The sequence below is a fragment of the Streptomyces stoeckheimensis genome, from assembly GCF_045822005.1.
GTDB lineage: Bacteria > Actinomycetota > Actinomycetes > Streptomycetales > Streptomycetaceae > Streptomyces > Streptomyces stoeckheimensis.
The window spans coordinates 1,148,401-1,170,927 of sequence record NZ_CP169550.1 but is presented as its reverse complement, the minus strand read 5'-3'; the positions used below and the strand labels follow the sequence as shown (position 1 = coordinate 1,170,927).

Here is a 22,527-nt window from a genome sequence, read left to right as displayed (position 1 = left end):
TCAACTCCGGCCAGAGAACGGCTGGTTGCCTGCTGACCAGGCGGGACGCCGGATCGGTATCGTCCCGGGAGCGTGGAGAGAACAGAGGAGCTCGCGGCGCTGCGGGCCGCCCTGGAAGCGGGACCGCCCGTCCACCTCGGCGGGGTGCTCGGCAGCGGCAAGTCCCGGCTGGCCCGGCGGCTGCCCGTTGCGGACGCCGTCGACCTGGCCGGGCTACGGGCCGGGGAGGCGGGCTCCCGGGTCCGCGCCGCGCTGGCGGCCGGGTCCGCCGGAGGACTGCTGCTCGTCGACAGCGTGGACGCGCCCGGGCAGGCCGAAGCCGTCGCCGCCGCCCTCGAAGAGCCCCCGGCCGGGACGGGTGGAGGTCCCCGCAGGCCGGTGCTGCTGGTCGGGCGGCTCCCCCTGCGGGCCGTGGCCGGCTGGGCGGACCGGCCCCTGACCACCCTGACCCTCGGGCCCGTACGGGCGGGGGCCGTCGAGACCCAGGTCCGTACGAGCGGCGTCGAGGACCCCGAGGAGGTGGCCCTGGCGGTCCGGCTGGCCGGCGGGAACCCGCTGCTGGCCCAGCTGGCTGCCCGGACGCTCCTCGCGGGCACCCCGGCCGACGCCCCCGGGGCCGTCGCCGACGCCATGACCGAGGAGGTGCTGCTCCGGCTCGACCGCGAACGCCCGGCGGCCGCCCCCGGGAGCGGGCGCCGACGGCACGCGCTGCGGCTGCTGGCGACCGTACGGGCCGGGGACGAGCGGCTGCTGAGCGGCGGCCCCGACCTGTTCTCGGCGCTGGCCGGGCTGAGCCTCGTCCGCAGGGAACGGCTCGGGCTGGCGGTCCGCGAACCCTTCCGCACCCTGTTCGAACTCGCCTACCAGTGGCGGCGCCCGCAGCACCACGAAGGGCTCCGCGCCCGCGCCGCCGACTACCGGCGGGCCCTGCTGACCGAACGCCGAGACCCGCAGGAGCGGGCCCGTCTGGTGGAACAGGGGCTGTTCCTGTCCGGCGACCCGACCCTGCGCGGCTCGCTGTTCCCGCCCGCCGAGGAATCCGCCGCGATCGGGCCCGCCGCGATCGGACCCGCCCGCGCCGGGGAGACCGAGGACATCGGCCGGCTGATGCGCGGGTGGGCGGTGCGCGGGGGGTTCGACGTACGGCGCTGCGAGCGGATCACCGGCCAGTGGCTGGACGCGGCCGGCCCCGCCGCCTTCCGGCTGGCCCGCGACCGGGACGGGCGGCCCGTGGGACTGGCCGCGCTGCTGCCCGTCGCGCAGGGCACGCAGGCCGGTATCGAACCCCTCCTCCAGCAGCACGCCACCGGCCTGCTGGACGGTGCCCGCGACCACTCCGGCGGGCTGTTCCTCGGAGCCGCCTACGCGGCGGACCCGGTCGCCCACGCGCAGATCCTGCGGGACATCCTGGGCCAGTCGGTGCTCGCCGGGCACCTGGTGGTGTCCACGGCCAGCCCCGACTACCAGACGCTGCTGCGCGCGTTGAGCTTCCGCCCGCACGGCGGCATCCGCGACGACGTCTACCGCTGCGGGCGTCGGCCCGAGGTCTACAGCCACGACTTCAACCCCGATGGGCTTCCCGCCTGGATGCGGACCCTCGGGCCCGGTGGGGGGCGGGTGGGGCGGGTGGAGGGGGAGGCACCGGGTGCGGTGGGCGTCCCGGGCGTGGTGGATGTCCCCGGCGCCGTCGCCTGGGCGCTGGCTCGCATCCGCGACCCGCGCGCCCTGGCCCGCAGCCCGCTGCTGGCCCGCCCGGGCCTGGGCGCTGCGCAGGCACTGCGCGACTGGCTGGACAACGCCGTGCTGGAACTGGCACTGGCCGACGCCCCCGCCGACGCCGAGGCGGGCGCCATCCTGCGCGCCTATTACCTGAGCGGGCGGCCCCGGACCCACCAGCAGGCCGCCCGAGAGGTGCACGTCAGCCGCGCTACGTACTTTCGCCGCCTGAGGAGGGGGCTGGGGCTGCTGGCGGAACGACTGCCGGGGGTGTTGTAGGGGTGGGGTGGGTGGGCCTGGTGGTGGGGTTGGGGCTGAGTTTGGGGCTGGGGCTTGGGTTGGGGCTGGGCTCAGGACCCGGTTAGCGCCAGTTGTACCGCTCGCGGAGTCGGTCCACGACGAGTTGGAAGCGGCCCAGGTCCAGCGCGCACGCCTCCCGCCGCATGCCGTCCTCGTGTACGCGCAGCACCCGGTCCACGTCCACCCAGGACTCCCGTCCCGCGTTGTCCCACGGACCGGTCCCGATGGGGACCCACTCCCGGTCGTGGTCGTGCCGCTTGCTGGACAACTGCACGGCCAGGAGCGTGCCGCTCGCTTCCCGGGCCACGACCAGGACCGGCCGGTCCTTGCCCCGCCCGTCGTTTTCCTCGTACGGGACCCAGGTCCACACGATCTCGCCCGGATCGGGATCCCCGTCGCGATCGGGGGCGTACGAGGTCTGCACCGGCCCGATGGCGTGCGGATCGGCCTCGGCGGTCGCGGTGACCCCGTCGCGACCCGGTTGCTCGACGTGACCATTGCTGTGGTGGGAAAGTGCCGTCATTCGGGCGAGGTTACCGGGTGAGGAGGTGCCTGGGGGTGCCTGCGCCGGTGGGTCGGCGGGGTGGGTGGGTGGGGTGGGGTGGGTGGGTGCGTCGGCCGGGCGGTGGCTGCGTGGGGTGCCGGGCGGCGTCCCGGCAGTCGAGCGTCCTTCCGTGGTGGGACGGTCCGTCAAGGGCGCTCCTGCGTCGCGTCGCTCCGCGATGGCCTTCGGCCACCCTTGACGGACCGTCCCACCACGGAAAAACACAAGACTTTCGGGATCCACCCGGGGAATGGCCGGGGGGAAGTGCGGGGAGGGGCGGGGGAGGAGAGGGACTTCAGGGTCGGGGGGCGCGATGGATCGCTACACGCTTTCGGTTGGTTTAGCGGCTGCCGGCCGTCTGTGATCGATACTTCCACCCCCCCCTCGACCGAAGACGGAGTGCGAAGTTCGGTGGAGGGGGAGGTGGAGGGGGACGGGGAGGGTGTGGTGCGGGCTGGGTCTTGTTAGATCCAGCCTTCCAGCGATGCCATGAAGCCGTCGAAGTCGTCGCGGTGGATGGTGTGGCCGGCGCCGGTGACCGAGCGGACCTCGAAGCCGCGTTCCTTGAGGATCGTCGCGCGCTCCGGTGAGATCAGGAAGCTCGGGTCCGCCAGCTGGACGAGGGACGGGACCACCGGGGCGGCCGGCAGCAGGTCCGTACCCGTCAGTGGGGCCAGGCTCAGGGCGGTCGCCTCGTCCCAGACGGCCAGGGTGGCCAGTTCGATGTCCACGTCGGCCTCTTCCCAGCGCGGGTTCATGGCCTGGATCTGTTCCTTGGGCGCTGACTTGAACTGGGCGAACATCTCGGGGCCGAAACCTTCGCCGAGCTCCGCCAGGTGCCAGGCCGGGTCGGAGAACACGGCGCGCTGCGGCTTGAGTCGGGTGACGGCCTTCGCGAGGGTCAGGCCGCCCAGGGAGTGGCCGATGGCGAGTTCGGCGCCGGCCGGGAGGGTTTCGACCACGTCGTCGGCGAAGGCTTCCGGGCTGTACTCGCCCCGGCCGCTGGCGCCGTGGCCGCGCAGGTCCACGGCGATGGCGCGGTAGCCGCGCTCGGCGAGGGCGGGGCCGACCCGGCGCCAGGTCCGGTGGTCGGCCATGATCCCGTGGATCAGGAGGGCGATGCGGTCGCCCTCGCCCCAAGTGTGGGTGTGGAGCTGCACTGTGGTGCCTTTCAGGGGGAGAGGTGGGTGGTGGGGCGCCGGTTGTGGTTAGCGGACGCTGCGGATGGGCTTGACGGCCAGGGCGCCGGCCACCGCCAAGGCGGCGGCCGCGATGAACAGGGCCGTGTAGCCACCGCTCACGGACACGATCACCGAGGCGATGAAGGGGGCGATGATCTGCGGGCCGGCGTTGGCGATGTTGAGTACGCCCATGTCGCGGGCGGCGTCCTCGGCCTTGGGGAGCACCATCGTCACCAGGGCGGTGTCCACGGCCATGTAGCAGCCGAACGCGAGGCCGTTGATCACGGCGAAGGCCAGCATGGCCGTCCAGCTGGTCGACAGGGCCGGGATCACCAGCGCGACGGCGGACAGCAGGGCGGAGGCGCCGACGAAGAGCTTGCGGCGGTCGTACTTGTCCGAGAGCCAGCCGCCGAGGACGGTGGAGACGACCATGGCCACGCTCGTCAGCGGCATCATGATCGCGACGGCCGCCTCCGGCTTCATGCCCTCGGGCAGCACGGTGTGGTCCTGGAGGATGTAGAGCTGGTAGCCGCTCACCGCGAAGTAGCCGAGGACCAGCAGGGCCCGGCCGATGAACGCCCAGCGGAAGTCGTGGTCCGCCAGGGCGCTCGCGAAGGCGGCGAGCTGGGCCTTGACCGGCATGGAGGGCTTGGCGGGGCGCCGTTCCTCGCGGGTGCAGGTGGTGAACAGGACGGCGGCGGCGGCGACGATCGCGCCGAAGACCAGGTATCCGGTGCGGTAGTCGTCCGAGAAGGCCGCGCCGATCAGGGCGCCGACGGTCGAGCCGAGCGGCAGGCCGAGGCCGACGGCCGCGGAGGCCTTGCCGCGGGCGCTCATGGGCACCCGGTCGGGGACCACGGAGGTGATGGCGGCCTGGTAGATGTTCATCACGGCCTGGCCGAGGCACCAGGCGATGGTGATGAGGAGGATCGTGTCCGCGGCGCCGAGCAGGAACATCGCCGGTATCGCGGCGAGTCCACCGCCCAGGATCCAGGGGTTGCGCCGTCCGCTGCGGTCGGACAGGGCGCCCGCGACCGGGTTGAAGACCGTCGCGAAGATCGCGGAGACCCCTGCGATCAGGCCGAAGTTGGCGACCTTGTTCGCGGCGTCGATGTCTTCGACCTGGAGGGCGAGGAGTACGCCGGCGACACCGATGTAGAGGGCGTACATGGCGCCGTTGCCGACGAGCAGCAAGGGGAGCAGGCCGCGCCGGTTGGCGGGGGCCTCGGTGGTGGCGGCGGCGGTGCCGGTGCCGGGGGAGGAAAGGGCCACGGTGCCCTCCTGGGCGGTTTGGGAAGGGGCGAGGGGGGAGCGAGGGGTGCACTGAGGGGTGTAGGGAGGAGTGCGCGCCGCCCTGTCGCGACGGCGGGGGTGCGACGGAACACGGCAGGGCGGCGGCACGACCGGACACGGCACGGGCACGTGTGGAGACACCCTTGGTGAAGCTGGGGTGACGTCGTGGTTACACGTGTCAGTGAATCGTGTAACCACTGTGTAGCATTGGTTTCCGGCCATCCGCTAGCCCCTGGGCACAAACGGTCTGGAAAGATGCCACGGCAATGTCTCAGTCATCGAAACCGCCGAAGCCCCCCACGCCGCCGTCCCCGTCGCCGGCGCCCGTCCCGACCAGCGCGGACGTCGCCCGTCTCGCCGGAGTGTCGCGCGCGACGGTCTCGTACGTCCTGAACAACGCGGAGGCCGTACGCATCAGCGAGCCGACCCGTCGCAAGGTGCGCGAGGCCGCCGAGGAGCTCGGCTACGTCCCCCACGCGGCCGCGCGCAGTCTGCGCGCCGGGCACACGCGCATCGTGCTGCTGCCCACCTCGCACGTGCCGATCGGCCCGCTGTACAGCACCTTCCTCAACGAGTTGCAGTGGGCGCTGCGCGGTCTGGACTACACCGTGGTCCAGTACGGCAGCCTCGGCCTCACCGGTGACGAGGCCGCGCGGGCTTGGGCCGAACTGCGGCCGGTCGCGGTGCTCTCCCTCGGGGAGATCGCCCTGTCCGCGCACAACGTGGCCACGCTCAAGCGGGCCGGGGCGCGCGCGGTGCTGACGATGGGGCCGCAAGCCGTTCCCGGGGCCCACGCGCTGCTCATGGACCAGGCGGAGGTCGGCGCGCGGGCGGCCGAGCACCTGGTGGAGCGGGGCCGGCGGCGGATCGGCGTGGTGGTTCCGGAGGAGGAGGGGCTGGGACTGTTCTCGACGCCCCGCCTGGAGGGTGCGCGGTCCGTGGCGGGGGCCGAGATCGTGGCCCTGCGGATGGCCTACTCGGAGGAGTCGGCGGCGGAGCTGGCGCAGCGGTGGGGGTCGCTGGGGCTGGACGCGGCGTTCGCGTACAACGACGAGTACGCGATGCTGCTGATGCGGGCCTTCCAGGACGTGGGCCTGCGGGTGCCGGAGGACGTGGCCGTCATGGGCGCGGACGATCTGCTGATCGGGCGGTTGCTGCGCCCGAGGCTCAGCACGGTGCAGATCGAGATGCCGACGGGCGAGCGGTTGGCGGCGCTGGTGGACGAGGCGGTGCGGGAGCCCGCGGCGGCGGTACGCAGGCACGACCTGATGGCGGCGGTGGCGGTGCCGCGGGACTCGACGTGAGCCGGTGGCTCCGCGGCGCCTCCGGCCCTGCCGGCGCGTGAGGCGCGGGCTCCGCGCGCAGGTCGGGGCCCCGTCGGGAGCCGGGGGGCGTTGACAGGGGGATCGGGGCGACGGAGACTTCGGGCGCGCCCCACCCGGGCGCGGGCGGAGCGTGCGCCGGGCCGGACAGCGGTGTCGGTGTGCCGCGCCGCTTCCCGTTCGCTCCGGAGGGACTCCATGAGCATCCGTACCGTCCGCGACGTCTACGTCGTCGACGCCGTCCGCACGCCGATCGGGAAGTTCGGCGGCGCCCTCGCCGGGGTCCGCCCGGACGACCTGGCCGCTCACGTGGTGCGCGCGCTCGTGGACCGTACGCCCGCACTGGACCCGGCCCGCATCGACGACGTGGTCTTCGGGGACGCCAACGGCGCGGGCGAGGACAACCGGGACGTGGCCCGCATGGCGGTGCTGCTCGCCGGGCTCCCCGTGACCGTGCCCGGGGTCACCGTCAACCGCCTCTGCGGCTCCGGGCTCGAAGCCGTCGTGCAGGCGGCCCGCGCCATCGCGCTCGGCGATGCGTCCGTGGCCATCGCCGGGGGTGTCGAGTCCATGAGCCGGGCCCCCTGGGTGGTGCAGAAGCCGGAGCGCGCCTTCCCCGCCGGGCACCAGCAGATGTGGTCCACCACGCTCGGCTGGCGGATGACCAACCCGCGGATGCCCGCGGAGTGGACCGGTTCCCTCGGTGAGGGCGCCGAACTCGTCGCCGACAAGCACGGCATCACCCGCGAGGCGCAGGACGCCTTCGCGCTGGAGAGCCACCGCAAGGCGGCCGCCGCCTGGGCGGCGGGAGAGTACGACGCCGAGGTCGTGCCGTACGCGGGTGTGGATCTGTTGCGCGACGAGTGCATCCGCGAGAATTCCGGCCCGGAGGCGCTCGCCCGTCTGAAGCCCGCCTTCCGGACCGACGGCACCGGCACGGTCACGGCGGGCAACGCCTCCCCGCTCAACGACGGGGCCGCCGCACTGCTGTTGACGGACGAGGAGGGCCTGGCCGCCACCGGGCGGGAGCCGTTGGCCCGGATCAGCGCATCGGCCGTCACCGGGATCGAGCCCCAGCTGTTCGGGCTGGGGCCGGTGGACGCCGTCGAGCGCGCGCTCGCCAAGGCGGGCCGCGGTTTCGCCGATCTCGCCGCCTTCGAACTCAACGAGGCTTTCGCGGCGCAGGCGTTGGGATGCCTGGCTTCCTGGCCCGAGCTGGATCCGGCCGTGGTCAACCCGCGCGGCGGGGCCATCGCGATCGGGCACCCTCTCGGCGCCTCGGGCGCCCGGCTGGCCGGTTCGGTGGCGCACCAGCTCGCGGCGGCCGGATCCGGTACCGGGATCGCGGCCCTCTGCATCGGTGTGGGGCAGGGGATCGCCCTCGTTCTGGAGCGCTGATCCGACGTCGGCCCGACTCCGGGGTGGCGATCGTTTCCGGACATGGTCGGGTGGCAACTGATCGCTAAGTAAAGAGAATTGATGCCTCCGGTGCGGTGGGGTGGCACGATGGCGCGTGCTGCCGCCCCCCCGCCACGCACACCGCATCCGGAGGCCTCGCGCCATGCCGCTCCTCGATCCGACGCTCTGGCAGGACGGGCCCACCCTCACCGGAGGTACCGCCCCGGTCCTCGAACCCGCCACCGGCCAGACCCTCGCGACCATCGACCTGGCCGCTCCGGCCGATGTGGCGGAGGTAGCCGTACGGGCCCACGCGGCCCAGCGGGACTGGGCGCGGGCCACCCATCTCGAGCGGGCGGCCGTGCTGCGCCGGGCCGGGGACCTGTTCACCGCCCACGCCGACGAGCTGCGGGACTGGCTGGTCCGGGAGTCCGGATCCATCCCCGGCAAGGCCGACTTCGAGCTGCACGTCGCCGCGCAGGAGTGCTACGAGGCCGCGGCCCTCGCCTCGCGTCCGGCCGGGCAGGTGCTGCCGAGCGAGGCGCCGCGACTGTCCTTCACCCGCCGTGAACCCGTCGGTGTGGTGGGGGTGGTGGCGCCCTTCAACGCGCCGCTGATCCTCTCGATCCGCTCGGTCGCGCCCGCGCTCGCCCTCGGCAACGCGGTGCTCCTCAAGCCGGACCGCCGTACCGCCGTCAGCGGCGGGCTCGCACTCGCCGCCGTCTTCGCGGCGGCCGGCGTGCCCGGCGGACTGCTGCACGTCCTGCCCGGCGGTGCGCAGACGGGCGCGGCGGTGGTCGGCGATCCGCTGGTCAGGGTCGTGTCGTTCACCGGGTCCACCGCGAGCGGCCGGGCCGTCGGCGAACTGGCGGGCCGTCACCTCAAGCGCGCCCACCTGGAGTTGGGCGGGAACTCGGCCCTCGTCGTGCTCCGTGACGCCGACGTGGCGGCGGCCGTCGCGCAGGCCTCCTGGGGCTCCTTCTTCCACCAGGGCCAGATCTGCATGACGGCCGGCCGGCACCTCGTGCACGCCTCGCTCTACGACGAGTACGTGGAGCGGCTCGCCGCGCGCGCCGAGGAGCTCGCGGTCGGGGACCCGTACCGCGAGCGGGTGCACCTGGGGCCGCTCATCGACCGGTCCCAACTGGAGCGGGTCCACGGCCTGGTGGAAGCCAGCACCGCACAGGGCGCCAAACTCGTCACCGGCGGCGCCCACCAGGACCTCTTCTACCGGCCGACGGTGCTGGCGGGGGCAGACGACGACAGCCCCGCCTACGCGGAGGAGGTCTTCGGTCCGGTGGCGCCCGTACGGTCCTTCGCGACGGAGGACGAGGCCGTGGAGCTGGCCTCCGCCGGCCCCTACGGGCTCTCCCTCGGGATCGTCACGGGCGACGCGGCGCGCGGGCTGGACCTGGCGGGGCGGATCCCGGTCGGGATCGCGCACGTCAACGACCAGACGGTGAACGATGAGGCGGTGGCCCCCTTCGGTGGTGTCGGCGCGTCCGGCACCGGCGCCCGCTTCGGCGGCGAGGCGAACCTCGACGCCTTCACCGAGCTGCGCTGGACCACGCTCCGGGCCGCCCCGGGCGGGCATCCCTTCTAGGGGGTCTCCCCGGAGCCGTACTCGGGGGAGCCGCAGCCGTCGAAGCCGTGGTGGTCGGATACGGAGAGGAACCCGCGCCCGGGGAGCCGGAGCGGATCCGCCAGGGCCTGTTCGTAGGCCGTGCGCGGGAACGCGTACGGCCCCAGGGCGAGGATTCCCCACTCGGGGCGGTAGGGCTGGTGGAAGCCGGACCAGGTGACCGTGCGGGCCGTCACGGTGACGGTGGCCATCATGGGCCAGCACTCGTCCGTACCGCAGATGCAGCCCAGCAGGGCCATGGCCCCGGTCCCCGGCGCGCGCCGTTCCGGGTCGGGGTCGCCGAGGAAGTGGCGGCGCGCGTGTGCGTCGTCTTCCATGACCAAGGGGGCGTGCTGGCTCATGAGGCGCTCCTCCCGCTCCTCCCGCCCGTCGGGGGGCTCCTCGGAGGTGTCCCACTCGTGGGACCAGCCGGCCCGGGTGGCCTCGGCGACGAGGGCGCGCAGGTCCGTACCGTCGATCCGGACGCCCCAGGCCGCACGGTCCGGGTCGTCGCCGGGGTACAGCCGGCGGAGGAACTCCACGGTGTTCGGGACGGTGGGGGTCATGGCCCCATTGTGCGCATTCCGGGCATCGTCCGCGGTCAGGAATGCTTCGAGCCGGTCGTTCGTTCAGGGAAAACAAGCAGCACAGCACTCTGGAGGTCTGGAAAACCGTGGCTACTGTCGAACTCACCAAGGAGAACTTCGACCGGACGGTGAGCGAGAACTCGTTCGTCCTGATCGACTTCTGGGCGGGCTGGTGCCGCCCCTGCCTGCAGTTCGCCCCGGTCTACGAGAAGGCAGCCGAGGCCAATCCCGACCTGCTCTTCGCCAAGGTGGACACCGAGGCGCAGCAGGAGCTCGCCGCCGCCTTCCAGATCAGCTCGATCCCGACCCTCATGATCGTCCGGGACCAGGTCGCGATCTTCTCGCAGCCCGGCGCGCTGCCCGAGGCGGCGCTGACGGACCTCATCGCCCAGGCCCGGGCTCTCGACATGGACGAGGTGCGCACGAAGATCGCCGCCGAGCAGGGCGGCGCAGCCGGTGCCGCGGCCGAGGAGCCCGGCACGCCGGACGCCTGATCCCGGCACGCCGGGCGCCTGATTACGTGACGGGCCCCCGCCCTGCGGTGAGACTGGCCCGATGAGCGAAGCGGTGGAGTACGACGTAGTGGTCCTCGGCGGGGGCCCGGCCGGCGAGAACGTCGTGGACCGGACCCGCGCCGCCGGGCTGAGCACGGCGCTGGTCGAGAGCGAGCTGGTGGGCGGCGAGTGCTCGTACTGGGCCTGCATCCCCAGCAAGGCGCTGCTGCGCCCGGTGCTGGCGCGGGCCGACGCGCGCCGGGTGCCCGGTCTCGCGGGGGCCGTGGCCGGTCCGCTGGACGCGGAAGCGGTGTTCGCGCACCGGGACTACTGGACGGGGAACTGGAAGGACGACGGCCAGATCGACTGGCTGGAGTCGGTCGGCGCCCACGTGTACCGGGGCCACGGGCGGCTGTACGGGGTCCGCAAGGTCGCCGTCACCAGCCCGGAGGGGGAGCACCACGTGCTCTCCGCCCGGCACGCGGTCGTCGTCGCGACCGGAACCCGGGCCGTGATCCCGGACCTGCCGGGCCTCGCGGACGCCCGGCCGTGGACCAGCCGCGAGGCCACGTCGGCGCAGGCGGCGCCGGGCCGGCTGCTGATCGTCGGCGGGTCGGTGGTGGCCGCGGAGATGGCCACGGCCTGGCAGGCCCTCGGCTCCCGGGTGACCCTGCTCGTACGGGGCTCCGGGCTGCTGCCGCGCATGGAGCCCTTCGCCGGGGAACTGGTCGCCGACGCGCTGCGCGAGGCGGGCGCGGTGGTCCGTACGGGTGTGGCCGTCGAGTCCGTCGCACGGGACGGCTCGACCGGGCCCGTCACGGTGGTGCTCGAAGGCGGCGAGACGCTGGAGGGCGACGAGCTGCTGATGGCGACGGGGCGTACCCCGCGCACCGAGGACATCGGGCTGGACACGGTCGGGCTCGCGCCGGGCGGGTGGATCGCGGTGGACGACAGCTGCCGGGTTCCCGGGATCGACTGGCTGTACGCGGTCGGCGACGTCAATCACCGGGCGCTGCTCACCCACCAGGGGAAGTACCAGGCCCGGATCGCGGGTTCCGTCATCGCCGACCGGGTGGCGGGCACCACACCGCTGGACAACGGCCGTTGGGGAGCGCACGCCGCGACCGCAGATACGGAGGCCCTCCCGCAGGCCGTGTTCACCGACCCGGAGGCCGCGTCGGTGGGCCTGACCCTCGCGGAGGCGGAGCGCGCCGGCCACCGGGTCCGGGCCGTGGACCACGACCTCGGCAAGGTCTCCGGAGCGGGCCTGTACGCCGACGGCTACCGCGGCCGGGCCCGCATGGTGGTGGACCTGGACCGCGAGATCCTGCTCGGCGTCACCTTCGTCGGCCCGGGCGCGGCCGAGCTCTTGCACGCGGCCACCATCGCGGTCGCGGGCGAGGTCCCCATCGACCGCCTGTGGCACGCGGTCCCGGCGTTCCCGACGATCAGCGAGATCTGGCTGCGACTGCTGGAGGAGTACAGGGGATAGCTACCGCCGCCAAGTACAAACGGCGGAGGTCTGCGGGCACGGTATGCGGCAATGCGTGACCGGAGTGTGCACATGAGTCAGAACCCCACGATCACTCACGTCGGACCCACAGCCACCCGACAGGCTCTGAGCCCGCCCGGCGCGCCCCGGCATGCCCGTACCCCGCCGGGCCACCCCGCGCTCACGCCTCGGGAGCGGGGGCTGGAGCACCCGCCACCAGCGCCTCCACCTGGGGCCGCAGCGCGGGCTCCGCACACAACGCGAGGAGTGCCGCCGTGGGACCCGTGACGCTCGTCCTGCTCGTCCTCGTCTTCGGCAGCGCCGTCGCGGCCCTGCTGCCCCTCGGCGCCGTATCCTGGCCACCGGCCTCGCGCTCTATGCCGGAGCGGCGTTTGCGGGAGGACTCGCGACCGGTCCCGGAGTACTCCTCGCTTCCCGCGCATTCCAAGGTCTCGGCGGAGCTCTTGTCTTTCCCACCACCCTGGCACTCATCAACACCACCTTTGCCGAAGGTCGTGCCCGTAACCGCGCATTGGGCATCTGGGGAGGGTCGGGCGCGGCAGGACTCGTCATCGGCGTGCTGCTCGGCGGCCTCCTGACGCAGGTGTTCGGCTGGGAAGCGGTCTTCTTCGTCAACGTCGTCCTGGCCGGCCCCGCGCTGCTGCTCGCCTTCGTAGTGATCCCCCGGGACGGTGAACGCGAGAAGGGCCGCACGTTCGATCTGCCCGGTGCGCTCAGCATCTCTCTCGGTGTCACCCTCATCGTGTTCGCCCTCGTGCAGGGCCCCGGATCGGGCTGGTCTTCGCCGGGCATCATGCTGAGTGCAGCAGCGGGCCTCCTGCTGATCGGGGCCTTCGCCGTCATCGAGCGGCGCAGCTCCGACCCGCTCATGCCGCCAGTGCTGCTCTCCAACTCCAACCTGATCACCGGCGTCGTCATCGCCTTCATGTTCATGGCGACCTTTGGCTCCGTGCTCTATTTCCTGTCCGTCTACTTCCAGGAGGTTCTGGGCTACGACCCTTTGCAGACCGGCGCCGGCTTCCTCATCCCCACGGCGGTGGTGGTGGCCGGTTCGACAACCGCGGGCCAGCTCGTGACGCGGTTCGGTCTCAGACGCACGTTGGCCGCCGCCCTCGCGGTCGGTGCGGTCGCTCTCGGCCTCGCGATCTCGCCGAACGGCAAGTACATCGACCTCGCCCCCGGCCTGGTGGCGCTCGGCATCGGCGACGGAGTGGTCTTCACCGCCATGTTCATCGCCGCCGCCACCGGGATCTCCGACCGACAACAAGGCATCGCCTCCGGCATTGCCTCGACCGGCTCGGGCGCGGGCGCAGCCGTCGGCCTCGCCGTCCTCGTCCTGGTAGCGACCGCCGGCCTCGACGGCCTCTCCGGTGAACAGCTTCGAACCGCTACCGCCGGCGGGATCCGCACCGCTCTCTTCGTTGTGGCAGGCGGAATCGGGCTGACCTTCCTCGTCGCCTTGACCCGGTGCCCGACACGGCCCGAACCGGTACGCGTCCCCGTGCCGTACCAGCCCCGTCGCTGCTGACGGCATGAAGACCTGGTTCCCGCTTGATCGACGACGAAGCGGGCATCCTCTACCCGGAGCTCGTGCCACTGGCCTACGAGAGTGGTCCGGCCCTGATGACAAGGATCGGCGCCTACCTCGCGGCCTGGTCCTATGACCTGAGCCCCGGCCTGATCACCGATCTCCGCCACTGGATGGATGGCGGGGTGCTCGCAGTGCCATGGGCGGGCGCTCAGCCGTGCTCGAACAGCTTGCGCCAGAAATTGTCGCGCACGTCGTTCAGCCAGTGGTTCCTGTTGCAGTGGAGCTTGGGCATCAGCAGGAAGCGCTGCGGTACGGGGCGCCGGCACCACTGGCACGGCCTCGTGCGCCGTGCCGACGAGGCCTGCGGCTGCGCGCTGTTCGTATCGACCATGGGTCCATTGAACCGCCCCGGGTGCTGTAAGTGCCCGGGTTCTCGTACTCAGTTGCCCGAGCGTTCGTACTCAGACAGGGAGGCCGGCTCGGCCGACGAACCGATACGGGGCGAAATCCCCGCGGCGCAGCGCACCCCGAAGGATCCGCGTCAACTCCTCGGGCGTGTCACGGGGCACCGGATGTCACACCGGTGCACACCTTGTTTGATCGCACATCCATCGCCTCACCACCCGCGAGGGAACGACCGTCACCGCACGCCTCCCCACCCCGCCGCAGGACCCGGAGGGCGCGTACGGCCGGGACCTGACCGTCCACTACGCGCCCGGCGATCCGAAGTCGTTCGCCCTGGACCCCGCCGCCGCCCGCCGCACCTCCGTTCGGGACCTCGTCTTCGTCGTTCAGGTCCTGGTCCTCGGCGCGGCGGCGACCGTCGCGGGCGTCGTCCTCCTCCTCCAGTGCTGGATCGAGGCCGGGCCCGCTACCTGAGCAGCTCCCACAGTTGCTGGACGCAGAGCACCACGAACAACAGGCCTGCGGCCCCCAGCATCGCGTTGCTCAGCAGGCCGTTGCGCCACTGGGCCGGTGTGCGCGAGGAGTTGAGCAGCCACAGCAGTGTCAAGGCGAGGAAGGGCATGAAGAGTGCGCCGATCACTCCGTACACGACGATGAGACCGAAGGGCTGGTCCAGGAAGAGCAGGCTGATGGGCGGGAAGGTGAGCCAGAGCAGATAGACCCGGAAGGGCAGGGACCTCGCCGGGTTCGTCCCGGCCGGGACGAGGGACGGGCGGAACTTCGCGGCGAAGTCGGCGAACATCAGGCTCACTCCGTGCCACACGCCGATCAGGGAGGTGAAGGACGTGGCGAAGAACCCGACCAGGAAGAGCTTGGCGGTCGCCCTTCCGTAGTGCTCCTCCAGGACGGCACTCAGATCGAGCAGCCCCTTGTCCCCCTTGGCCAGGGCCACGCCGGACGAGTGCAGCAGCTCGGCCCCGACGATGAGCATGGCCACCACGAAGATCCCGGTGGTGAAGTAGGCGACGCGGTTGTCGAGCCGCATCACCTTCATCCAACTCGTGTTCGTCCAGCCCTTCGCGTTCACCCAGTAGCCGTACGCGGCGAGGGTGATCGTGCCGCCCACGCCGCCGATCAGCCCGAGCGTGTAGACCAGCGAACCGTCCGGCAGTACGGGCGCGAGGCCGGCGAAGGCCGCGTCGAGCCGGGGCGTGACGCGGATCGCGAGATACACGGTGACCAGGAACATCACGCCGACCAGGACGGTCATGACCTTCTCGAAGACGGCGTACCGGTTGAACCAGACGAAGACCAGCCCGGCCAGACCGCACAGCACGGCCCAGAGCTTCAGGTCCATGGTGCCCGGGAAGAGCGCGGCCAGCGGGAGCGCACTGGAGGACATCGCGGCGGCGCCGTAGACGAAGCCCCAGACGACGACGTACCCCGCGAAGTAGACGGTGGTCCAGGAGCCGAGGCTGTGCCAGCCGTCGAAGAGGGTACGGCCGGTGGCGAGGTGCCAGCGGCCGGCCGCCTCGGCGAGCGAGATCTTGACGAGGCAGCCGATGACCGCGGCCCACAGCAGTGTGTAGCCGAACTTGCTGCCCGCGAGGAGCGTGGCAACGAGGTCGCCGGCCCCGACACCGGTCGCCGCCACGACGATTCCGGGGCCGATGGATCGCCAACTCGCTTTGCGCGGAGCGTGGTTTTCGCTCCCCACGGCGTCCGTCTGTGTGGTGTCCGCCATCTCCGGCTGCCTTCCCGTTCGCCCCCTGAGTGACGGGAGTTACCAAAACGGTTCGGTGGCGGTCGCGCAAGAGGCCCTCCGCCCCGGGATGGCGGCGTAGCGCCTGGCGCCCCGGAATGGAACCGGCTATGGGGGAGCGGCCTGCGGGGGTCGGCCGCCTGGGCGCCCGCAGAGAGGAGCTTTCGTGAGCCACTTCCCGGATGTGGAGCGCAGAAGTCGTCCCGTACACAGGCGTTCGCGTCGCGGTCCCACCACATCGGGAACGGGAGGGACGGGAACCTGCAGCCGGACCCAGCCGGGGAAGGCGCCCACGGCGGCTTCGAGGAACGGCGCGATCACGACGGGGGCCAGCTCCGGATCAGTGGATGGAATCGAACGTGCGAGTCGAAGGTGATGGCCACTCGTTCGGCCGATCATGGCCCTTTCGCACTGCCAGACTCCGGGGAGGGAATGCGCTGGTGGGGCTTGGGTGAGGCGGGGTGGGCGTGGAAGAGCAAGGTACGGCTGGTCGTACTGCTCCGGACGGGGCAGGGCCGGGCGGGACGGACCACGGAGTCCCGCGTGCACGTGTGGTGACGGAGGATCCGCCGGGCGGGCCACTGTCCACTGGCGGACCCGTTGGGCAGCGGCGGGAGGAGCGGGCGTTGCGTGCCGGACCGCGGCATGTGGCCTGCGTGATGGACGGCAACGGGCGCTGGGCGCAACGGCGTTCGCTTCCCCGCACGGCGGGTCACCGCGCGGCGGAGGCCGCCGTCATCGATGTCATCGAGGCGGCCCGGGCTGCCGGCGTGGAGTGGCTCAGCCTGTACGCGTTCTCCACCGAGAATTGGAACCGCCCCGGTGCCGAGGTCGAATTCCTGATGCGTCTGGTGCGGCGGGTCGTGCGCAAGCATGCGCCGCTGTTGCTCGCGCGCGGTATCCGCTGCCGCTTCCTCGGGGTCAGCGACCCGAGGATCCCCCGTGCACTTGCCCAGGACTTCGAGGACGCGGCACTACTGACCGCCGAGAACCGGGGGATGACGCTGACCGTCGCCTTCGACCACGGGGGGCGCCGGGACATCGTCGAGGCCGCGAGGTCGCTGATCCTCAGCGGGACGCCCGCCGACGAGGTGACCGAGCGCCTCTTCGCCGACCACCTGCCCTTCCCCGACACCCCTGATGTGGATCTGGTCGTCCGTACCTCCGGTGAGCAGCGCATCTCCAACTTCATGCTCTGGCAGGTCGCCTACGCCGAGTGGGTCTTCCCCGAGGTGCTCTGGCCGGACTTCCGGGCCCCCGACTTCCTGGCCTGCCTGCACACCTACCGGCGCCGCGATCGCCGCTTCGGCGGCGTGGCCGCCCGGACGAACGGAGACCCATCATGACCACCGAAACCACGGGAGCGGCCGACGGGGTACCCCTGTTCGGTCCGAATTCGCAGTTCGGCGCCTTCTTCGACGACCCGCGCTGGGCCTTAGCCATCATCCGCGCCACCGTCCTGGAGGCAGCTCACCCGCAGATCGGCGCCGCCCTCGCCGACAACTCCACCTTCGTCACCCACCCCTGGCGCCGACTGCGCAACACCTTCCTCAGCATGCGGCGCATGTTCGCCGCCGACCCGGCGGAACGCGAACGGGAGGCGGCCCGGCTCAACCGGCTGCACGCCCGCATGAGTGGATCCGACTCTCGCGGGCGCGCCTACGACGCGATGGACCGCGCGACCCGCGCCTGGGTGGTCGCCACCCTCTTCGAGAGCGCCGTCACCATGTGCCGGCTGAGCGGCCAGCCGCTCGACCAGGACACGATGGAGCGGATGTACGCCGAGTACCGCACGTTCCTCGCGGCGCTCGACGGCGACGCCGCGGAACTCCCCGAGGACCTGCACGACTTCTGGCGATACTTCGACCGGGTCGTCGAGAACGAGCTGGAGAACACCGAGGCGGCCCGCGTCATCCTCTACCGGCTCTTCGACCACCTTCCTGCTCCTGCGCTGCTCGACGGCGCGCCGACGCTGTGGGCGGCCGGCCGCGCCGTGGTCGGCCCGCTCCTGGGCGCGATCACCGTCGCCTCCCTCCCCGAGCCCTACCGGCGCCGGGCCGGCCTGCCCGAGATGCCGGGCGCCGCGACCCTCATGCAGGGCGCCTACCTCGCTGCCGGGCTCACCCGATTCCTGCCCGAGGGCTGGATCAACGCCGAGAGCATCATCGAAACCCTCTCGCTCTCGCCCGACAGCGACGACCCCCGCGCCCGCACCGTAACCGCCCTGCGCGCCCGCATGAAGCGGGCATCGGCCCTGCTCCGCCTCCTCACACCACTCAGCGGCGACGCCGACTTCGAACCGGATCCCCCGAGGGGAACGGACAAGAACCGACGCTCGGCGGAGGAGTTCTTCCACCGGGTGCTGGACCAGACGGGCGACGGCCACCTCGACTGGCCCGATCTCGCTGCCATGGCCCGCGAACTCTCGACCCGACTCGACCTGGACGAGCCGGAGGAGACCCGGCTCTACGATGCCTTCGCCGCCTGGTGGCGCGAACTCCAGGCCGCCCTCGACACGGACGGCGACGGCCGCGTCAGCGCCGAAGAGTACGCGACCGCCGTCCCTTCCCTCGCCGGACCCGCGCTCATCCGCGTTGCCGAGGTCCTCTTCGACGCCACCGACAAGGACGGCAACGGGAGCATCGACGCGGACGAGTACCGAACCCTCTTCCGTACCGCCTTCCACCGCGACCTCATCACCACCGACGGCGCCTACGGCAAAAGCGCCTTCGTCGGCGACTTCCTCTCCTTCATGGCCGGCCGCCGCACGGGCACGCCGTACGACCACCTCCTCGCCGACGCCTAACGAGCACGCTTGCACACCGCCCGTCAGGTACGTTCGTCCTTGACGGCGGCTGCTGGAAGCCCACGGGAGGTAGTTGCCGCCGCTCAGATGCCGTGGGTGGCGGTGATGGAGCCGTCGGAGACGGCTGCGGTGAGCAGGGCGTGGTCCTGGACGGTCTGGTCCGCATAGTGGAGTGCGAAGTCGGCGATGGCGCGGTCGAAGGCGTCGGAGTCGCCGAGGTACCCGGCGATGGCGATGCGGTCGCCGGAGCGGGCGTGGGCTCGGGCCAGTGTGGTGCCGCACAGTTCCGCGTACTGGCGGAGAAGGGCCGGGGTCATGGTCTCGACGACGGCAGATCCCTTCATGTCGCGTAGCTGCCGGACGTAGAAGTCGCGCCCGGCCGGTCCGGTCGTCCAGCCGAGGAAGATGTCTCCGCCTGCCTGGAGGAGCTTCTGTCCCGCGACCACGCGGTGACCGTGGTGGCCGTGGCCGTCGGCGGGGAGATGGTCTTCCAGGACCGAGCGTCCGGCCTCCTTGATCTGGAGGAAGAGCGGGTCCTCCTCGTCGCGGCCCGTCAGCAGGACGATGAAGCAGCGGGTGCCGACGCTCCCGATGCCGACCGCCTTCCGTGCCGCGTCGACGAACCGGTAGCGGTCGAGCAGGAGCCGCCGCTCCTCCGGGAGGGTGTCCCGGTATTCGCCGAAGATCTCGTCGACGGCCTGGCTGTCGGGTGCGGTGAGGGGCTCGAGCAGGGGCGGGTCGTGGACGATGTGCCGGCGGCCTTCCCGGGTCTCGGTGAGTTTGGCGAGTGCGTGCAGGCTGGTACGCCGTCGGGCACGCGCCAGACTCGCTTCGACCCGGCTCCGCAGCTTGGTCTCGCGGATCATCGGGAGGAGCTCGGCCGTGTCGAACCGCTGGTACCAGACGGCGAGTTCACCGAGTCCGGCGAGCCGTCGCATGGATGACCGGTAGGCCCGAGCGGTGGCTTGGGCCGATTGCCGCGCTCGGTCCTCGCCGTGCCCGCCTTCCCGGGCGGCCACGGCCACACTGGCGGCGAGCCGTTTGACGTCCCATTCGAAGGGTCCGGGCAGGGTTTCGTCGAAGTCGTTGAGGTCGAAGAGCAACGCCCGGTCGGGTGAGGCGAAGAGGCCGAAGTTCAGCAGGTGGGCGTCGCCGCAGAGCTGGACGATCAGGCCGGTGTCGGGCCGGTCCGCCAGGTCGGCGGCCATCACCGCGGCGGCGCCCCGCAGGAACGCGAACGGGGAAGCGGCCATCCGCCCGTAGCGGATCGGCAGCAGCTCGACGAGCCGGTCGGCAGCCTGCCGCTCCAACACATCGAGCGGGTCGGGCCGGTCCGCCGCCGCGGTCCACCTCCCGTGCGAGGTCCGGGTCACCTGCTTGCGGGCGGCCCGGCCACGTCGGGCCTTCTCGGTCGGACTGGTCATGCCCCATCTCCTTGTCCCCACCCAAGCCTGGGCGCACCGCTGCCCCGGCGCACGTCCACCGGCTCGGCGGCTCCGGGTCCGGCGGGCACCGGACCGGCGAGCCTCGTCCTGCCGGCCTAAAATGGGCCTGCTGGGAGAAGGAGCAGTCCCTCTACGGAGTCGCGCGCACGATGACGAGCGAGCCTTCGTACGTGGGCTGCGTGCGCAGGTGGCCGAAGCGTTCGTCCCAGGCTCCGGAGGCGAGGTCGCGGCGCAGGGTCCGGTCGAAGTGTTCGCGGACGTCGTCGTCGACGAAGCTCCAGGCGGAGCAGGCCTGGCGGGCCGCGGGGTCGAGGAGCAGCTCGGGGCGGCCGTAGTGGGCCTCGTTGAAGCCGTCCGTGCAGTCGAGGGGGATCGGGACGGTCCGGATGGTGCCGGTGCCGCCCAGGGCGGCGGCCATGTCTCCGATCGGCGGGTAGCGGCGGGCCTCGGTGTCGAGGACCTCGGGTGCGTACGCGTACAGCCAGAAGTCACGCACGAGCTCGGGCGTAGACGGCGCGGGCGAGGCGGTCAGGGCGCCGGGCGCGCATGGACTCGGACGGCTCGACCGCCGTCACGGCGCGGGCGGCGCTCTCGTAGGAACCGGTGCCCGCGCCGACGTTGAGGACGTCGCGGGCGCCGCCCAGGGCCTCGGCGATGAACCGGGCGATGCGGGTGTCGGGCCTCCGGTAGGTGGCGTAGCCCGAGCCGATGGCGCCGTAGCCGACGTCGCCGGCGCTGCCGTCCTGCGTGCGTGTGGTCATGGGTTCTTGCCTCGCCTCGTGAGCCGGAACAGGGGGAGTGGTGCTCCGCGGTTCGCCGGTGGTTCGGGCGTGTGCGGGAGCGGGTGTGTCGCTGCTACGACCAGAGCTGGAACCGCTCCCAGTCGTCGCCGGAGCGTTCGTAGCGCAGCCGGGTGTGCGTGCGGTTCTGTGCGGCCTGCCAGAACTCCACCTCGGAGGGGGCCAGGGTGTAGAGGGTCCAGGCGGAATCGACGAGCGAGGGCTCCCGCTCGATGAGGGCCCGGGACTTCTCCAGGGCCTGGTCGCGCTCCGCGATGTCCATCAGGTACTGGCTCTGGCGCGCCAGCAGGGCTTCCGCGCGGGCCGCCTCGGCCGAGCCTTCTGCACCCTGCACTCCGTATCTTGCATCCACGAGGGTGGATTCGTAAATCAGCTTGCAAATCCTTGTTTGATTGACCAGGTGGGCGGCAGATGCGTTTCCGGGCGATGTTCTCGTTCGGGCCGGTCCGCAGGGGCGAGAGGGGCACCCTCTGGCGGCGGGTCGCGGCCTTCTATCTCCAACCTGCGTTGTTCGTAGACTGACCAGGTGAACGACATCGATGCGATCGCGGTTCTGCAGGATCCGGTGCGGCGCCGTCTGTACGAGTACGTGGCGGCGCAGGGCCGTGAAGTCGGACGCAACGAGGCTGCCGAGGCGGTCGGGGTGGCGCGCACGCTCGCCGCGCACCATCTGGACAAGCTGACGGGGGCCGGGCTGCTGGAGAGCGGGAGTCGTCGACTGACGGGTCGTTCGGGGCCCGGGGCGGGGCGTCCCGCCAAGGTGTACACGCGGGCGCAGGCCGAGCGGTCGGTGTCGTTGCCCGCCCGCGACTACCGCACCGCCGCCGAGCTGCTGGCCGAGGCCGCCGAGGAGGCCGGGCTGGATGCCGGGCTCTGCGCGGCCGCGCGCCGGCGCGGTGAGGCCCTGCGCGGCCCGGCGGGGCCGTGCGGCAGCCTCGAAGAGGCCCTGGAGGTGCTGGCCGCCCGCGGCTACGAACCGCACCTGGAAGGTGTCGACGGTCCCCCGGACCCGGAAGGTTCCGAGGGGGCGGCCGCGCCCGTCGTCCGGATGCGCAACTGCCCCTTTCACGCCGTTGCCGAACGCTTCCCGCCGCTCGTGTGCGGCATGAATCTCGCTCTGCTGGAGGGGCTGCTCGGTGCGGACGGTCCCGTCCGCGCCCGCATGGACGCCCGTCCGGGGGAGTGTTGCGTCGTGGTCGAGCCTTCTAAAAACAATGATTGTTGACATAGAAATGGGCGCCATGCTGGGATGAGTCCATGACCGCATCCCTGCATGCCGCCCACCTGGCCCAACTCAACGTCGCCACGCTCCTCCACCCCCTCGACGACCCGCGCGTGGCGCCCTTCGTGGAGATGCTCGACCCGGTCAACGCGGCCGCCGACGGCGCGCCCGGCTTCGTGTGGCGGCTCGTGGAAGAGGGGGCGGCCGACGCCACCGGCCTGCGCCCGGCGGGCGAGGACCTCATCGTCAACCTTTCCGTGTGGGAAACCCAGGAGTCGCTGTGGGACTTCGCCTACCGCAGCGGGCACTTGGAGATGATGCGGCGGCGCCGCGAATGGTTCGCACGGCACGTCGAGGCTCACCTGGTGCTCTGGTGGGTCCCCGCCGGTCACCTCCCGACCGTCGGTGAGGCCCTGGAGCGGCTGGCGGAGCTGCAGGCGCACGGGCCGTCCCCGCGCGCGTTCACCTTCGCCTCCTCCTACACCGCCGCCGAGGCCGCCGAGCTTGAGGCCGGGGCCGCACCGGATCCTTCGGGCCGTCCCGTCGGCGCGGCCTGAGCGGACCGCCCTGAGTCCGCGGCCGTCGCG

21 protein-coding genes are annotated in these 22,527 nt (G+C 72.2%); 11 read left to right on the top strand and 10 right to left on the bottom strand.

The features are described 5' to 3' along the window. Nucleotides 1-72: 72 nt before the first annotated feature. Nucleotides 73-1,995: a hypothetical protein gene (locus ACE1OC_RS05525; RefSeq protein ID WP_407835998.1), complete on the top strand. Its 1,923-nt coding sequence runs from the start codon at nucleotides 73-75 to the stop codon at nucleotides 1,993-1,995. Between the two features lie 82 nt (nucleotides 1,996-2,077). On the opposite strand, the gene ACE1OC_RS05520 is transcribed toward ACE1OC_RS05525, so the two are convergent. The 3 genes from ACE1OC_RS05520 to ACE1OC_RS05510 form a co-directional block, all read right to left on the bottom strand. Beyond that, nucleotides 2,078-2,539, bottom strand: coding sequence for a type II toxin-antitoxin system PemK/MazF family toxin (locus tag ACE1OC_RS05520; protein ID WP_407835997.1), 462 nt, complete (start codon nucleotides 2,537-2,539; stop codon nucleotides 2,078-2,080). Nucleotides 2,540-3,024: 485 nt separating this feature from the next. Next, nucleotides 3,025-3,720 (bottom strand): alpha/beta fold hydrolase, encoded by a 696-nt coding sequence (locus tag ACE1OC_RS05515; protein ID WP_407835996.1) that lies wholly within the window; start codon nucleotides 3,718-3,720, stop codon nucleotides 3,025-3,027. Between the two features lie 48 nt (nucleotides 3,721-3,768). After that, the gene (locus tag ACE1OC_RS05510) at nucleotides 3,769-5,013 is read right to left on the bottom strand and encodes an MFS transporter (protein ID WP_407835995.1); all 1,245 of its coding nucleotides are present in this window, start codon (nucleotides 5,011-5,013) and stop codon (nucleotides 3,769-3,771) included. A gap of 287 nt (nucleotides 5,014-5,300) precedes the next feature. On the opposite strand from ACE1OC_RS05510, the gene ACE1OC_RS05505 reads away from it, so the two are divergent. From ACE1OC_RS05505 to ACE1OC_RS05495, 3 genes are all read left to right on the top strand, one after another. After that, nucleotides 5,301-6,338: a LacI family DNA-binding transcriptional regulator gene (locus ACE1OC_RS05505; protein ID WP_407835994.1), complete on the top strand. Its 1,038-nt coding sequence runs from the start codon at nucleotides 5,301-5,303 to the stop codon at nucleotides 6,336-6,338. Between the two features lie 216 nt (nucleotides 6,339-6,554). Continuing rightward, entirely contained in the window at nucleotides 6,555-7,754 is a 1,200-nt protein-coding gene (locus tag ACE1OC_RS05500; RefSeq protein ID WP_407835993.1) for a thiolase family protein, read from the top strand. Nucleotides 7,755-7,917: 163 nt separating this feature from the next. Next, the gene (locus ACE1OC_RS05495) at nucleotides 7,918-9,357 is read left to right on the top strand and encodes an aldehyde dehydrogenase family protein (protein WP_407835992.1); all 1,440 of its coding nucleotides are present in this window, start codon (nucleotides 7,918-7,920) and stop codon (nucleotides 9,355-9,357) included. On the opposite strand, the gene ACE1OC_RS05490 is transcribed toward ACE1OC_RS05495, so the two are convergent. After that, on the bottom strand, nucleotides 9,354-9,941 hold the full coding sequence (locus ACE1OC_RS05490) for a hypothetical protein (RefSeq protein ID WP_407835991.1): 588 nt from the start codon (nucleotides 9,939-9,941) through the stop codon (nucleotides 9,354-9,356). The genes ACE1OC_RS05495 and ACE1OC_RS05490 overlap by 4 nt on opposite strands. A 41-nt stretch (nucleotides 9,942-9,982) precedes the next feature. Between ACE1OC_RS05490 and ACE1OC_RS05485 the strand changes: the two genes are divergently transcribed. The 3 genes from ACE1OC_RS05485 (at nucleotide 9,983) to ACE1OC_RS05475 (ending at nucleotide 13,497) form a co-directional block, all read left to right on the top strand. Continuing rightward, the gene (locus tag ACE1OC_RS05485; protein ID WP_323182865.1) at nucleotides 9,983-10,456 is read left to right on the top strand and encodes a thioredoxin family protein; all 474 of its coding nucleotides are present in this window, start codon (nucleotides 9,983-9,985) and stop codon (nucleotides 10,454-10,456) included. 61 nt (nucleotides 10,457-10,517) lie between these two features. Then, nucleotides 10,518-11,948, top strand: a complete 1,431-nt coding sequence (locus tag ACE1OC_RS05480) for a dihydrolipoyl dehydrogenase family protein (protein ID WP_407835990.1) — start codon at nucleotides 10,518-10,520, stop codon at nucleotides 11,946-11,948. A 151-nt stretch (nucleotides 11,949-12,099) separates the two neighbouring features. After that, nucleotides 12,100-13,497 (top strand): MFS transporter, encoded by a 1,398-nt coding sequence (locus ACE1OC_RS05475; RefSeq protein ID WP_407835989.1) that lies wholly within the window; start codon nucleotides 12,100-12,102, stop codon nucleotides 13,495-13,497. A 211-nt stretch (nucleotides 13,498-13,708) separates the two neighbouring features. On the opposite strand, the gene ACE1OC_RS05470 is transcribed toward ACE1OC_RS05475, so the two are convergent. Continuing rightward, entirely contained in the window at nucleotides 13,709-13,891 is a 183-nt protein-coding gene (locus ACE1OC_RS05470) for a hypothetical protein (RefSeq protein WP_407835988.1), read from the bottom strand. A 480-nt stretch (nucleotides 13,892-14,371) separates the two neighbouring features. Further along, entirely contained in the window at nucleotides 14,372-15,649 is a 1,278-nt protein-coding gene (locus ACE1OC_RS05465) for an Nramp family divalent metal transporter (protein ID WP_407835987.1), read from the bottom strand. A 644-nt stretch (nucleotides 15,650-16,293) separates the two neighbouring features. Here ACE1OC_RS05465 and uppS point away from each other — a divergent pair. Continuing rightward, entirely contained in the window at nucleotides 16,294-17,013 is a 720-nt protein-coding gene (uppS, locus tag ACE1OC_RS05460; RefSeq protein ID WP_407835986.1) for a polyprenyl diphosphate synthase, read from the top strand. After that, nucleotides 17,010-18,473 carry an oxygenase MpaB family protein gene (locus tag ACE1OC_RS05455; RefSeq protein WP_407835985.1) on the top strand — a complete coding sequence of 488 codons (1,464 nt, stop codon included), beginning with the start codon at nucleotides 17,010-17,012 and terminating at the stop codon, nucleotides 18,471-18,473. Before uppS ends, ACE1OC_RS05455 begins: the two co-directional genes overlap by 4 nt. 83 nt (nucleotides 18,474-18,556) lie before the next feature. Here the strand turns inward: ACE1OC_RS05455 and ACE1OC_RS05450 are convergent, their stop codons facing one another. The 4 genes from ACE1OC_RS05450 to ACE1OC_RS05435 all read right to left on the bottom strand — a co-directional run bounded on the left by ACE1OC_RS05450 (nucleotide 18,557) and on the right by ACE1OC_RS05435 (nucleotide 21,052). Next, nucleotides 18,557-19,897 carry a DUF2252 domain-containing protein gene (locus ACE1OC_RS05450; protein ID WP_407835984.1) on the bottom strand — a complete coding sequence of 447 codons (1,341 nt, stop codon included), beginning with the start codon at nucleotides 19,895-19,897 and terminating at the stop codon, nucleotides 18,557-18,559. A gap of 151 nt (nucleotides 19,898-20,048) precedes the next feature. Then, nucleotides 20,049-20,414 (bottom strand): hypothetical protein, encoded by a 366-nt coding sequence (locus ACE1OC_RS05445; protein WP_407835983.1) that lies wholly within the window; start codon nucleotides 20,412-20,414, stop codon nucleotides 20,049-20,051. Further along, nucleotides 20,407-20,679: a hypothetical protein gene (locus ACE1OC_RS05440; protein ID WP_407835982.1), complete on the bottom strand. Its 273-nt coding sequence runs from the start codon at nucleotides 20,677-20,679 to the stop codon at nucleotides 20,407-20,409. Before ACE1OC_RS05440 ends, ACE1OC_RS05445 begins: the two co-directional genes overlap by 8 nt. A 94-nt stretch (nucleotides 20,680-20,773) precedes the next feature. After that, entirely contained in the window at nucleotides 20,774-21,052 is a 279-nt protein-coding gene (locus ACE1OC_RS05435) for a pyridoxine 5'-phosphate oxidase C-terminal domain-containing protein (protein WP_407835981.1), read from the bottom strand. Nucleotides 21,053-21,244: 192 nt separating this feature from the next. On the opposite strand from ACE1OC_RS05435, the gene ACE1OC_RS05430 reads away from it, so the two are divergent. Then, nucleotides 21,245-21,943, top strand: a complete 699-nt coding sequence (locus ACE1OC_RS05430) for a helix-turn-helix transcriptional regulator (RefSeq protein ID WP_407835980.1) — start codon at nucleotides 21,245-21,247, stop codon at nucleotides 21,941-21,943. A 32-nt stretch (nucleotides 21,944-21,975) separates the two neighbouring features. Continuing rightward, nucleotides 21,976-22,497, top strand: a complete 522-nt coding sequence (locus tag ACE1OC_RS05425; protein ID WP_407835979.1) for a DUF3291 domain-containing protein — start codon at nucleotides 21,976-21,978, stop codon at nucleotides 22,495-22,497. The last annotated feature ends 30 nt before the right edge of the window (nucleotides 22,498-22,527 follow it).